This window comes from Hymenobacter sp. UYP22 (assembly GCF_040547285.1).
Classification (GTDB): Bacteria; Bacteroidota; Bacteroidia; order Cytophagales; family Hymenobacteraceae; genus Hymenobacter.
This window is the reverse complement of the sequence record NZ_JBEPPK010000003.1, coordinates 457,776-470,827: the sequence shown is the minus strand read 5'-3', so window position 1 is coordinate 470,827 and position 13,052 is coordinate 457,776. Positions and strand designations below refer to the sequence as shown.

The window sequence follows — 13,052 nt, the reverse complement described above, 5'->3', positions numbered from 1 at the left end:
ACTTGCCTGGCGCAGCAGGTTTGTGAGTTGCTGGCCGGCCTGCCGTAAAAAAACATACCGGTGTCGCCGGGCTTTGTAGCCGTTTTCTGCCGGCGCTTTCCGTCCTTCGCCTTTGCTTATGATTCTTATTATTGACGACGATATAGCAGTCCGTACTTCGCTGGGGCTGCTGCTGAAGCAGGCCGGCTACGCGGCCAAAAGCGTAGCCACGCCCGCCGAGGCGCTACGCCTGGTGCAGGATGCCCCGCCGCGCCTGGTGCTCATGGATATGAACTTCTCCCTGGATACCAGCGGCCACGACGGCCTGCAGCTACTGGCCCAGGTGAAACGCCTGGCGCCGGCCGTGCCGGTTATTCTGATTACGGGTTGGGGCAGTATTACCCTGGCCGTGGAAGGCATGAAGGCCGGGGCCGCCGAGTTTGTGACCAAGCCCTGGCAGAACGATTCGCTGCTGCAAACCATCCGCACCATTCTGGCCCTGCACGAGCCCGATGCCGAAACCGACCCCGCCGCCCTCTCGCGCCGGCAGCTGGATAAGCAGTACGAGCTGCGCGGTATTGTGGGCCAGGATGCCCGCCTGCTACAGGTGCTGCGCAACGTGGGCCAGGTAGCGGCCACCGATGCTTCAGTGCTGATTGAGGGCGAATCGGGGACGGGCAAGGAGCTGATTGCCGAGGCCGTGCACCAGAACAGTCAGCGCCGCCGCCAGCCCTTTATAAAGGTGAATCTGGGCGGTATTTCGGCCTCCTTGTTCGAGAGTGAAATGTTTGGGCACCGGCGCGGAGCCTTCACCGATGCCAAAACCGACCGGGTGGGCCGCTTCGAATTGGCCAACGGCGGCACCATCTTCCTGGATGAAATCGGGGAGCTGGATTTGAGCAGCCAAGTGAAGCTGCTACGGGTGTTGCAGGACCGCACCTACGAGGTGCTGGGCGACAGTAAGCCGCGCCGCTTGGATATCCGGGTGATTTGCGCCACCAACCGCAACCTGGCTGAAATGGTGCAGCAGGGCCGTTTCCGGGAGGATTTGTTTTACCGCATTAACCTGATTACCGTGCGCCTGCCCGCCCTGCGGGAGCGGCCCCAGGATATTCCGCTGCTGGTGCAGCACTTCGTGGATGGGCTGCGCGCCACCTACAACCGCCCCGCCCTGAAAGTGAATACCCGGGCCATGCACTGGCTGCAGGAGCAGCCCTTGCCCGGCAACATCCGGGAGCTGAAAAACCTGGTGGAGCGGGCCGTGCTGGTATCCGGCAAGGATGAGTTGGGGCCCGATGATTTCCAGGCCCAGTTCCAGCGCCTGCCTCCGCGCCCCGCCGAAGCCGGCGAACTGCCCGAGCCCGGCACCATCACCCTGGATGAGCTGGAGGCCCACATGATTCGGCGGACCCTGGACCATTACCACGGCAACATCAGCCGCGTAGCCAAAGCCCTGGGCCTGAGCCGGGGCGCTCTGTACCGCCGGCTGGAAAAATACGCCATTCCGTTTGATGCAGAATGATGTAAATGAACGTCATGCAGAGCCGGAGGCGAAGCATCTCGCGTGCGAGTGTCAGATTAGTCCTGCAACATCAGCGCGCGAGATGCTTCGCCTCCGGCTCTGCATGACATTTTTTTACTCCTAACTTCCAGCTCCTAACTCCTCAGAGTGCATGACCCTGCGCGTCAAGTTTCTGCTGTTCGTCGTCATTATTCATGCCGTGCTGATTGTGCTGGCGGCCCAGGTGATGCGCACGAATGCGCCGCTGTTCGTGGGGCTGGAAGTGCTGCTGTTGATTAGTATCGGGCTGACGGTGCAGCTGTACCGTGGCTTCGTGCGGCCGTTTCAGCTGATTGCGGCCGGCACGGAAGCCATCCGGGCCCGCGACTTTTCCATGAAGTTTGTGCCCGTGGGCCAGCAGGAAATGGACCAGCTGATTGGCGTGTACAACCACATGATTGAGGAGCTGCGCAAGGAGCGCGTAACCCAGCACGAGAAAAGCTACCTGCTCGAAAGTCTTATCCAAGCCTCCCCGGCCGGGGTGCTGCTGCTCTCGTTTGAGGGGCGGATTGAAGGTGTGAATCCGGCTGCCGAGCGAATCTTGGCGCAACCCGCGGAAAAATTGCTGGGGCAGCTACCGGCCCACCTGCCCGGTGATTGGGGGCCGGCGCTGGCCACCCTCGTCGGCCAGGAGCCGCGCGTGGTGCAGCTATCCGGGCTGCAAACCTACCGCGCCAGCTGCTCCCACTTCATTGACCGGGGGTTTCAGCGCCAGTTTATTGTGCTGGAAGAGCTGACGCAGGAGCTGATTCAGCAGGAGAAAAAGGCCTACGAGAAGCTGATCCGGATGATGTCGCACGAGGTGAACAACTCCATTGGGGCCATCAACTCCCTGCTGCAGAGCTTCCACCACTACGCCCCCCAGCTCACACCCGACGACCAACCCGATTTTCGGGAGGCCCTGGATGTGGCCATCACCCGCAACACCCACCTGGCCAACTTCACGGCTAGCTTTGCCAACCTGGTACGCCTGCCGCCGCCCCAACTCCAACCCACCGATGTGCACGAGCTGCTACGGTCCATTGAGCGGCTATTGCAGGTGCAGGCAACTCACCGGCGCATTCAGTGGCACCAGGAGCTAGCTCCTGCTCCCTTTATAGCCACCCTGGACCTCCTGCAGCTGGAGCAGGCCGTGCTCAACATCTGCAAAAACGCCCTGGAAGCCATTGGCCAAGATGGCAACCTGTGGGTGCGTACTAGCCTGAGCCCACCCAGCATCCGCATTGAAAACGACGGCCCCGGTATCGACCCGGAGGTGCAGCGTCGTCTGTTTACGCCCTTCTTCAGTACCAAACGCGACGGGCAGGGCATTGGCCTCACCCTCATCCGCGACATTCTGCTGCAGCACAACTTTCGGTTTCAACTAGCAACCCAGGAAAACGGCCGCACGGCCTTCACCATCTGGTTGTAGCGCCACCTGTGCCAGTCCAGTTGAGGTAGGATTTCTCAGCCCCACAACGAACTAGGAAGCCGGCCCAACTACCTGCCCCGTCAGCCCTAATTAGGCTGAGTGTACAGTAACGCTTCTTACTACCAAGCGGAACGTCATGCTTCGCCTCCGGCTCTGCATGACGTTCTAGGCAGGACAGTTTATCAACTCTCCACACACTCTAGCACAGGCGGCTACTTGCGCTTAACCGGGGCCGCGGGTTTGCGGTTGGGCATGGGCCGAACCGCCGGTGCGGGCGCCCCGGCGGGTACAACCTGTCCGTTGCGGAAGGTTTTCTTTTCCTGTACGGTTTTGCCATCCGGCTCGAAATAGCTCCACACCCCACTCTCCTTACCGTTGCGGAAGGTGCCGGTTACTTCGGCGGTGCCATCTTCGCGGAGCTGGCGGTAAGCACCGGTTTTGAGGCCCTTCACGTAGGTGGTTTCCGCTTTTAGCTTGCCCGAGGGGTAAAACTCCTGGCCCAACCCAGCGGGTTTGCCGGCCTCGTGCAGCAGCTTGCGTTGCAGCGTGCCGGTGGGGTAATAGGTCAGCTGCTCACCGGCCAGCTTGCCGTTCACGTAGGTTTCCTGAGTGGCAACCTGCTTGCCGCCCACGTGGAAAGTGCGCCATACCCCGGCCGGTTGCCCGTTCTTGTACTGCTGCTCGCCCTTGGCCATGCCGTCCTCGTAGTACAGCGTGATGCGCCGGTCGCGGCCCTGGTTGCTGTACTCGATTTTCTGCTCCTGCTTGCCGCTCTCGTAGAAATCCTGCTGGGTGCCCGTCAGCACGCCCTGGCGGTAGGTTTGGGTGCTTTTCAGGGCTCCGCTTTCGTAGTAGGATTTGGCCGGACCGTCGAGGTTGCTGGTGCCGCCGGCCAGGTTGCGGGCCTGCTTGGTGAGGTCGTCGGCCAGGGGGTTGCGCACGGCCCGGCCTACCAGCGTGGCGGGGGCGTAGGTGCCCTCGGTGCGTAGCTTACCCGAGCGGTAGTAGCTGCGGTAGCTGCCCTTGCCGCTCTTGTCGGCCTGCACATCAGTTTCCAGCTGGCCGTTGTCGTAGTAAGTTTTGTACGGGCCGGCCAGTAGGCCTTTGTTGAAGGTGGCCTCACTTTGCAGCTGGCCGTTCTCGTAGTAAGTTTTCACCGGCCCAGTGGCCTGCCCGTTCTGGTAGGTAATTTCGGCGCGGGGCTTGCCCGAGGGGTACAGCTCCCGGATGGTGCCAGCTGGCTGCCCGTTGTTGAGCGTAGTTTCCAGCTTAATTTCACCATTGGGGTGGAAGTAGCGCAGCAGGCCAGTGGGCTGGTCGTCGGCGTAGGAGCCTTCCTGAGCCAGCTTGCCGTTGTCATAATAGGTTTTGAAGGGGCCTTGCCGCACCCCATCCTGGTAGGTTACTTCCAGTCGGTGCCCCCCGTTCGGATGAAACTCCACGTACGCCGAATCACGCTTCCCTTCCCGAAAACTGGTTTGCGACTCCAATTTTCCCGAGCGGTAGAACCGCTTGTACGTGCCCTGCATAACCGTATCGGCTCCCACCAGAGCGGAGTAGATTTCGCGCCGCTGGGCGTTGGTAGAATCGTAGTAGGTGGTAAAACGCCGCAGCTTCTGGGCCTGGGCCGAGGCGGCCGACAGCAGGAGCAGGGCAAAAGTCAATCGTTTCATAGGTGCAAGAACGGGGGAATTCAGGAAGTATTTTCCCGCACTGGTTCGCAAGGGGTACAGCGCAGTGGCTCACGAGGGCCGTTTGGAGCCCACTGGAGCGCGCAAAAATTCCGCCACACAAAAGCCCTGCCGCAAAATGGTGCAGCAGGGCTGTTATTTGATTGTTACTTGCTGGTTGCTGCTGGTTTCTGTTCCAGCCAGCCAGCTAGCCTACAGCTTCTCTACTACTAGGGAGCTAGCCCCGCCGCCGCCATTGCAGATGCCGGTTACGCCAATTTTGCCGCCTTCATTTTGCAGCACGTTCAACAGCGTGGTGACAATGCGGGCCCCGGAGGCGCCCAGCGGGTGGCCCAGGCTTACGGCCCCGCCGTACACGTTTACCTTGGTGCCTTCTAGGTTCAGCAGCTTATTGTTGGCCAGGGATACCACCGAAAAAGCCTCATTGATTTCGTAGAAATCAACTTCCGAAGCATCTACGCCGGCATTTTTCAGGGCCTTCGGAATAGCCAGGGAAGGGGTCGTTGTGAACCATTCGGGGGCCTGCTCGGCATCGGCAAAGCCCCGGATGCGAGCCAGGGGCTTCACGCCCAGCTCTTCGGCTTTCTCGCGGCTCATGAGCAGCACGGCGGCAGCGCCATCATTGAGGGTAGAGGCGTTGGCAGCCGTTACGGTGCCTTCCTTACCAAAAGCGGGCTTAAGACCGCCAAATTTGGCAAAATCAGCTTTGGTGTACTCTTCGTCGTCGCTAATAACGGTTTCCTTGCCCCGTACCGAAATGGTTACGGGTACAATCTCATCCTTCTTCTTGCCGGCCTGGGCAGCGGCGGCGCTCCGCTCGTAGCTCTGCTGGGCAAACTGGTCCTGCTCCTCGCGGGTGATGCCGTAATGCGTGGCTGTGCGGTCGGCGGCTACGCCCATAGCAAAATCGTGGTACGGGTCCCAGAGGCCGTCCTTCATCAGGCCGTCAATCATCTGGCCGTGGCCATACTTAGCACCAAAACGTGCCTTATCCAGGTAGTACGGCACGTTCGACATGCTTTCCATGCCCCCGGCCAGCACCACGTCGGCTTGGCCCAGCATAATAGCCTGGGCTCCAAACATGATGGCCTTGGTGCCCGAAGCGCACACTTTATTAACGGTGGTGCACTCCACGGTGTCGGGCAAACCGGCTTTCTTGGCGGCCTGCCGGGCCGGGGCCTGGCCCAGGTTGGCCGAAATAACGTTGCCCATAATCACCTGCTCTACTTCCTTGGCCTCAACGCCGGCCTTGTCCAGTGCCCCCTTCAAGGCAACGGCGCCCAACTCAATGGCCGTCAACGACGACAGGCTGCCCCCGAACGACCCGATGGGCGTGCGTACGGCGGCTACAATAACAACTTCTTTGATTTGCATGATGGGGTTGGGTGGGAATGAGTGAAATCAGGGTTAAAGGTAACAAGGTTTGGGCTGATGGCGCCGCTTACCAGCCCGGCCGGCCTTTGGTAGCGGGTTTGGTGGCTTTACGGGGCAACTGCTGAATGTACTGCTGCTCCGAGGCGTGCAGAGCTTCCAGCAGCTGCCGCGCCTGGCCGGGGCTGAGGTTCATCTGCTGCAGGCGGGCCTGTTGGGTTTGTAGGTTGGCCTCGGCGTTGGTGGCGGCTTCCGTGCCGCCCCGCTGGCTTCCACCTACGGTCCCAGAGCTGGTTTCCTGGCTGCTCAGGCCCCGCACATTGCCCGGAGAGCTGCCTAAAGCCACGTTGCGCTCCGCTCCGGCACCCGGCCGGACCCCCCCACTCGCGGCAGTGCCCGGCTGGTTGGTAGGCTGATTCGGGTCGGATTGCCCGCTGGCGCTGGGCCGGGCTTCGGCCGCGGCGTTGGAGGCCGGGCGCTCTTGACTTACCTGCCCGGGTTTATCGGTGCCAGCCTTGGTGCCGGGGCCGGGTGAGTTCTGTGGCTGATTGCCGGGCCCGCCATCGGTGCCCGGCGGCGGTGGGGTAGCGGGTTGGGCCAGCATCGTGCGGAGCAACTCATAGTTATAGCGGGCCGCCGCGTTGGCCGGGTCTGCCAGCAGGGCCTGTCGGCAAAGGCCAATAGCTTGGGCATAGTCGGCTTTGCGGGCCGCAATAATGGCCAGTTGCTGAAACGCTACGCTCCGCATGGAACCTGATGGGCTAGTGCTCAGGCGGCTGTAGTAGCCACGCGCCTCGGCCGGCCGACCAGCCCGCAGCGTTGCGTGCGCAAGGTTCAGCCACACGGCTTCGTCCGGGTTTTTCAGGGTGGCGGCGGCTTGCTTGTAGGCCGCCGCCGCAACGCTCCACTCTTGCCGGGCGTAGGCAGTGGCTCCCCGCTGCAGTGCCGCGTTGTGGTTGTGAATGCGCGTAAGGCCACCAAAAGCGCTCAGCAGCACAACGCCTGCCAGTACCACACTTTTCATGGTCGAATAACTTTTACGGTCAGCACAATATCCAGGGCAATCAAGATGAGGGCCAGCAGCAAAGGGTAACGGTAGCGGTTATCAGCCACCGACACCGTCCGCACTTGTTGCATCAGGCCTTCCACGCGGTTCAGCGCATTCAGCAACAAGGCAAACTCGTTGCGCTGATCCGATAACTCAAAATACTGCCCGCCGGTTTGTTCGGCCAGCTGACGCAAAGGAGCCGCTACCAGCTTGGTCACGGCTTCCCGGCCCCGGGCGTCGCGCACGTACCCGCGTCCCCCCGTCTGCGGAATCCGGCTGCCCTCAGTGGTGCCCACGCCCACCGTAAACACCCGGGCCCCAGAGCGGGCCAGCACCCGCACGGTCGGCTCCAGGTTCTCGCCAAAATCTTCCCCGTCCGTTACCAGCACTAGGGCTGTGGCCCGGGGTGGGGTAGTGGTGCTGGTATCGGTAGCGTGGCCCAGTCGGGCCAAGGCCAGTTCCAGGGGCGGCACAAGGTCGGTGCTGCCGGGCGGGACCAGGGAGGTCTGCAGGGTGCTGGTAAAGAGTTGCAGCGCGGCTTGGTCGTAGGTAAGGGGGCATTGCACGTAAGCCTCCCCGGCAAACACAATGAGGCCCAGCCGATCGGCCGGAAACCGGCTAATGAGGGTAGCTAGTTCTGCCTTCACCTTTTGCAGGCGGGAAGGCGCTACGTCCGGGGCATCCATGGAGCGCGACAAATCAACCAGCAGCCACACATCCTTACCAGCTGTGCGCACGGGAGTTTGCGTGAGGCCATAAGCCGGGCCCCAGAGAGCCATGCCAAGCAGCCCCACGTACAGCACCCGCAACAGCAGCTTCCAGGTCAGTGGCCACCCAGTCTGGCCCAGCGGAGCCGCCAAACGGCGGGTGCGCAAACCGAAGCCGAGGTACAAAAGAAAAAAAAGTAGCGCTGCCAGGGCCTCAAACCAGGTAGGCTGGTAAGCCCAACTCAACACGAGGGTAACTTCTTCATGATCAAAATACAACCCGCTTTTCGTGGGCAGCAAGTGGTGTGCACCCAAGCACACTACCACCCGCCAAGCGTGGTTTGGGCTGGCAAGATGAGAGATATTTTTTTACTGAAAAGGTTTGTTTCTCCATTCTCCTTGTATATTTGCACACCTTTCAGCCGGAAAGTATGCCACCTGGAGAGGTGGGTGAGTGGCTTAAACCAGTAGTTTGCTAAACTGCCGAAGATCTAAAGTTTTCCGGGGGTTCGAATCCCCCCCTCTCCGCATTTATTATTCTGAAGTATAAATGACGAGTTGTGAATCAGCTATTCATGCCTCCACATTTGTACTTCAGAAATTTTTTCGGGGTGTAGCGTAGCCCGGTATCGCGCCTGCTTTGGGAGCAGGAGGCCGCAGGTTCGAATCCTGCCACCCCGACGTTGCACAAGAAGCCGTTTGCCCACCTCTTGGGTGGACGGCTTTTGTGTTTTTGACCCCGTAGCTCAGCTGGATAGAGCAGCTGCCTTCTAAGCAGCCGGTCATTGGTTCGAATCCAATCGGGGCCACTTTCAGGACTAACCACTTGGCACCCGCGCTGAGTGGTTTTTTTGTGCCTAGCGCCCACCTCTTGAGCTGTCACGGTCGCTTTGCTAGTGGCGGTTTCCTGGCCCTGGCGCAGAGTAGGTAGGAATAGCACCGGGGCTGTTAGAATAGCTTCCTACCACAATCGTTTACAGAGATTATTTTCGGAGGAAGGCTAGGCAGATGCTAGCAGGCCGGTACGGGAGAGCCTATATTTGGTGCCATCAGGGCCACTTTAGCACGCACATCAAGCCGCCGGCGGCTACAGGTTGCGCGGCCCGCCACACACCCGCACTGCTTCTGAGTTCCACCGCTGTTTCGGGCGGCTTGCTGCCTGCTAACCCTTTAATTTCCCGCCCCTTGTTACTCCACAAATCCATCGTTTCTGCCTCCCTGGCTGTGGCCTTACTACCCGTGGCCCTGTTTAGCGCCTGTCAGAACAAAACTGCTGAAACAGAAACTGCCGCTACCGCCGCGCCGGCCGCCGACTCTACCGGCCGCAAGTACTTGGCCCAGCCGCTCATCAAGGATATTTACACCGCCGACCCCTCGGCTCACGTCTTCAACGGCAAAATCTACATCTACCCCTCCCATGATATTGAGACGGAGATGCCGGAAAATGACAACGGTGACCATTTCGCCATGCGCGACTACCACATTCTGTCGATGGACAGCATTGGAGGGAAGGTTACCGACCACGGCGTAGCCCTCGATACCAAGGATATTCCCTGGGCCGGCCGCCAGCTGTGGGCTCCGGACGCGGCCTATAAAAACGGTACGTACTACCTGTATTTCCCGCTCAAGGATAAGCAGGACGTGTTCCGTATTGGGGTGGCAACCAGTAAGTCGCCTACTGGTCCGTTCAAGGCCCAGCCTCAACCCATGGCGGGTAGCCTGAGCATCGACCCGGCCGTGTTTACCGACACTGACGGCAAAACCTACATGTATATGGGCGGCATCTGGGGCGGGCAGCTACAGCGGTGGCGCACCGGTACATACGACGCCAGCAACCCCAAACTGCAGGAACCCGGACCCAAGGAAACGGCCCTGGGGCCCAAAATGGCCCGCCTCAGCGACAATATGCTGAGCTTTGCGGAGCCCGTGAAGGAAGTGCAGATTCTGGGGCAGGATGGCAAGCCCTTTCTCTCCGGTGATAATACCCACCGCTTCTTCGAGGGCGGCTGGCTGCACAAATACAACGGGAAGTACTACTTCTCCTACTCCACCGGCGATACCCACCTGCTGGTGTACGCCACCGGCACTTCCCCCTACGGCCCGTTCACTTACCAAGGCGTTATCATGAATCCGGTGGAGGGCTGGACTACTCACCACTCCATTGTGGAGGTGGGGGGCAAGTGGTACATCTTCTACCACGATACCCAACTGTCGGGCAAAACCTGGCTGCGCAACGTGAAGGTAACCGAACTCAAGCGCACCCCCGACGGCCGTATCGAAACCATCAATCCGTAGGGGAGAGGCTATACTTTCTTCTTAACCAAAGAAGCGGGTCTTCCGGTCCGGCGGCTGTAAGTCGTCGGACCGGTTGTCGTTTGGAGCGTCCGCGCAATGCTACCACACCATCAGCTTACGGCCACCAGACCGACAGCTTGCCGCCAGGTTAGTGTGCTATTAAATAGGCCGTTGTGCTAGCCAAAAGGTCAGATATCCAGCTTGAAAAACTCGGATTTTTGTTTCTCGCTTTTGGCTTTCAGGGAGGACTGGCGAATAACTAAGTCGCAGGTGATGACAAAGGTACGGGGCTGAAAAGCTTCCTTTAGCTGCACCTGCTCCAGGAACAACCGGGCCGCCTGCTGCCCAATGCGGTAGGGGTGGAGGTTCACAGTGGTCAGGCCAGGCTCAATCATGGAGGCCATAAACTCGTCGCCAAAGCCTACCACTGCTACATCCTCGGGCACCCGGATATGGCGGGCCTTTAGAGCCACCAACAGGTCGAAGGCATTGGTGTAATTGACGGCAAAAATAGCGTCGGGCGGCTCCGGCAAAGCCAACCAGGCATCCAGGGCTTCCACCGCCGACTCGGGCCGGAAGTTGATGTGGGCCCGCAGCTCATTGCGTAGCGGCAAGCTGTGCTTGAGCAGGGCACTGCGGTAGCCCGCCAACCGGTTCTGGCTGATTAGCAGCCCTTCGGGGCCCGCCAGAATGGCAATGTGGCGCGCGCCCTGCTCAATGAGGTGCTCGGTTACATTGAAGGCCCCGTTCCAGTCATCGAGAATCACCTTGGCCGAATCCACTTCGTTGCATACCCGGTCGAAGTGCACAATGGGAATGCCGCGCGTGGCGGCCGGTTTTACGTGGTCGAACTTCTCAGTTTCGCGCGAGTGGCAGATGAGCAGCCCATCCACGCGGCTCCCGATCAGGGCCTGCACGTTGCTGACTTCGATGTCGTAGGATTCTTTTGACTGGCAGATCATAACGCGGTAGCCGGCCTCGCCCACCACCTGCTGAATCCCGCTGACGGCGGTGGCAAAAAACGGCCGCTCGATATCCGGAATTACTACTCCAATGGTTTTGGTTTCGCTGCTTTTCAGGCTCTGGGCCAGAAGGTTAGGCTGATAATCAAGCTGGCGGGCCACTTCCATAATAGCCCGGCGGGTATTGATGTTGATGTCGGAATGGCCGTTGAGTGCCCTTGATACCGTGGAGGGTGCCACGCCCAGTTCCCGGGCTACGTCGCTAATAGTAGTTTGCCGGCGCTTTTTCTCCGGCACTGTTACGCCCTTATCGTCGGTGAAATGGTAGTTGCAGGCCTTACAGTGGTAGCGCTGCCGCCCCCGGATGAAGCCAGCTCGCATCACCGAATCGGCTAAGTAGCACTTGGTACATTTGATCATAACCAGGAATTGAATTATTCCAAAGGTGAGTACATCCTCGCTAAAACCCAAAGTCAGCAGGGTTTTTCGTCTTACTGGATAATCTATGGAAAATATTTTGCTAACGCATAGAATAATGTTACCTACCGAAAACGTTTTCGAAAACGTTTTCGGTATTTTTTGTTGTAATAGAGTGATTTGGAGGCGTTTTTAAAGCTTTACCTATCCATTTCGGTATGCTATCTTCGAGAGTAAGTACTTGCTAACTGCCAGTAGGTGCTACATCGGGCAACTTGCTAGCTAGCTGGTAGAGCTGGCTGATTAATTGAATTTTTCCAACCAAAACTCCTGCGTATACCATGCTGCACACCATGCGCTGGTTCGGGCCCCACGACCCGGTTTCGCTTCACTCCATTCGCCAGGCTGGCTGCACGGGCATTGTAACGGCTTTGCACCAACTGCCCGTAGGTGCAGTATGGCCCCAGGCGGACATCCGGGCGCGGCAGGAGCTGATTGAGGCCGACAACGCACGGTACTCGCCCTTGCACTGGGCCGTGGTAGAAAGCCTGCCAGTGCACGAGGACATCAAGAAGGGCTTGCCCGCCCGGGCGCAGCACATTGCCAACTACAAGGAGTCGGTGCGCAATTTGGCCGCCTGCGGCATTCATACGGTGTGCTACAACTTTATGCCGGTGCTGGACTGGTCGCGCACCAACCTGAGCTACCAGATGCCCGACGGCTCCAAGGCTCTGCGCTTCGTGTGGCAGGATTTCGCGGTATTTGACTTGTGCATCCTGCGCCGCCCCGGTGCGGAGGCCGACTACCACGCCGAAGTAACCGCCGCCGCCCGCGCCCAGTTCGCCGCTATGTCGGCGGAAGAAGTAGCCGGCCTCACCAACAACGTGCTGCTGGGGCTGCCCGGCTCGGAAGAGACCTTCCAGCTGGCTGATTTTCAGCGGGTGCTGGATGAGTACGCTACCGTGGACGCCGCCGCGCTGCGCGAAAACCTGTACCACTTCCTGCGGGAAGTAGGGCCGGTGGCCGAGGAAGTGGGCGTGAACCTGTGCATTCACCCCGACGACCCGCCATTTCCGCTGCTGGGCCTGCCCCGCGTTGTGAGCACCGAGGCCGACCTGCTGGGTTTGCTGCAGGCCTACGACTCGCCCGCCAACGGCCTCACGTACTGCACCGGCTCCTTGGGGGTGCGCCCCGACAACGACCTGCCAGGTATTGTGGAGCGCCTTGGCCACCGCATTCATTTTGTGCATCTGCGCGCTACTAAGCGCGAGGAAAACCCGCGCAACTTCCACGAGGCCGACCACCTGACCGGCGACGTGGACATGTACGCCGTGGTGAAAGCCCTGGTGCAGGAAGAGCTGCGCCGCACGGCCAGCGGCGACGGTAACGCCAGCCTGCCCATGCGCCCCGACCACGGCCATCAGATGCTCGACGACCTGGAAAAGCGCACCTACCCCGGCTACTCCGCCATTGGGCGGCTACGGGGGCTGGCCGAGCTGCGGGGCCTGGAGCTGGGTATCAGCCGGGCTCTGGCCGAAACGCCTGCCATTGCCGCCGACTACCGGGATATGACCGTCACCCGCTTCGTTTAACCGCTCCGCTTTCTGCCT

At 60.0% G+C, this 13,052-nt stretch carries 9 protein-coding genes and 3 tRNA genes; 7 read left to right on the top strand and 5 right to left on the bottom strand.

Annotated features, from left to right (window positions below):
* Positions 1-118: 118 nt before the first annotated feature.
* Entirely contained in the window at positions 119-1,501 is a 1,383-nt protein-coding gene (locus ABIB60_RS08240) for a sigma-54-dependent transcriptional regulator (protein WP_354579066.1), read from the top strand.
* A 151-nt stretch (positions 1,502-1,652) separates the two neighbouring features.
* Positions 1,653-2,951 (top strand): sensor histidine kinase, encoded by a 1,299-nt coding sequence (locus tag ABIB60_RS08235; RefSeq protein WP_354579064.1) that lies wholly within the window; start codon positions 1,653-1,655, stop codon positions 2,949-2,951.
* 212 nt (positions 2,952-3,163) lie between these two features.
* On the opposite strand, the gene ABIB60_RS08230 is transcribed toward ABIB60_RS08235, so the two are convergent.
* The 4 genes from ABIB60_RS08230 to ABIB60_RS08215 all read right to left on the bottom strand — a co-directional run bounded on the left by ABIB60_RS08230 (position 3,164) and on the right by ABIB60_RS08215 (position 7,936).
* Positions 3,164-4,624 (bottom strand): toxin-antitoxin system YwqK family antitoxin, encoded by a 1,461-nt coding sequence (locus ABIB60_RS08230; protein WP_354579063.1) that lies wholly within the window; start codon positions 4,622-4,624, stop codon positions 3,164-3,166.
* A 210-nt stretch (positions 4,625-4,834) separates the two neighbouring features.
* A complete protein-coding gene (locus tag ABIB60_RS08225; protein ID WP_354579061.1) occupies positions 4,835-6,016 on the bottom strand; it encodes an acetyl-CoA C-acyltransferase in 1,182 nt (393 codons plus the stop codon).
* A gap of 67 nt (positions 6,017-6,083) precedes the next feature.
* Positions 6,084-7,037: a tetratricopeptide repeat protein gene (locus ABIB60_RS08220; RefSeq protein ID WP_354579060.1), complete on the bottom strand. Its 954-nt coding sequence runs from the start codon at positions 7,035-7,037 to the stop codon at positions 6,084-6,086.
* The gene (locus tag ABIB60_RS08215) at positions 7,034-7,936 is read right to left on the bottom strand and encodes a VWA domain-containing protein (protein WP_354579058.1); all 903 of its coding nucleotides are present in this window, start codon (positions 7,934-7,936) and stop codon (positions 7,034-7,036) included. The genes ABIB60_RS08220 and ABIB60_RS08215 overlap by 4 nt, the downstream gene beginning before the upstream one ends.
* Positions 7,937-8,208: 272 nt before the next feature.
* Between ABIB60_RS08215 and ABIB60_RS08210 the strand changes: the two genes are divergently transcribed.
* The 4 genes from ABIB60_RS08210 (at position 8,209) to ABIB60_RS08195 (ending at position 10,063) form a co-directional block, all read left to right on the top strand.
* Positions 8,209-8,296, top strand: a tRNA-Ser gene (locus ABIB60_RS08210).
* A 79-nt stretch (positions 8,297-8,375) separates the two neighbouring features.
* Positions 8,376-8,449 (top strand) — tRNA-Pro (locus tag ABIB60_RS08205).
* A 54-nt stretch (positions 8,450-8,503) separates the two neighbouring features.
* Positions 8,504-8,577: transfer RNA gene (locus ABIB60_RS08200), tRNA-Arg, on the top strand.
* Between the two features lie 376 nt (positions 8,578-8,953).
* A complete protein-coding gene (locus tag ABIB60_RS08195; RefSeq protein WP_354579056.1) occupies positions 8,954-10,063 on the top strand; it encodes a glycoside hydrolase family 43 protein in 1,110 nt (369 codons plus the stop codon).
* 188 nt (positions 10,064-10,251) lie between these two features.
* Here ABIB60_RS08195 and ABIB60_RS08190 read toward each other — a convergent pair whose 3' ends face one another.
* Complete coding sequence (locus tag ABIB60_RS08190; protein ID WP_354579055.1) at positions 10,252-11,445, bottom strand: substrate-binding domain-containing protein; 1,194 nt, start codon at positions 11,443-11,445, stop codon at positions 10,252-10,254.
* A 338-nt stretch (positions 11,446-11,783) separates the two neighbouring features.
* Between ABIB60_RS08190 and uxuA the strand changes: the two genes are divergently transcribed.
* Entirely contained in the window at positions 11,784-13,034 is a 1,251-nt protein-coding gene (gene uxuA, locus ABIB60_RS08185; protein WP_354579053.1) for a mannonate dehydratase, read from the top strand.
* Positions 13,035-13,052 lie beyond the last annotated feature (18 nt).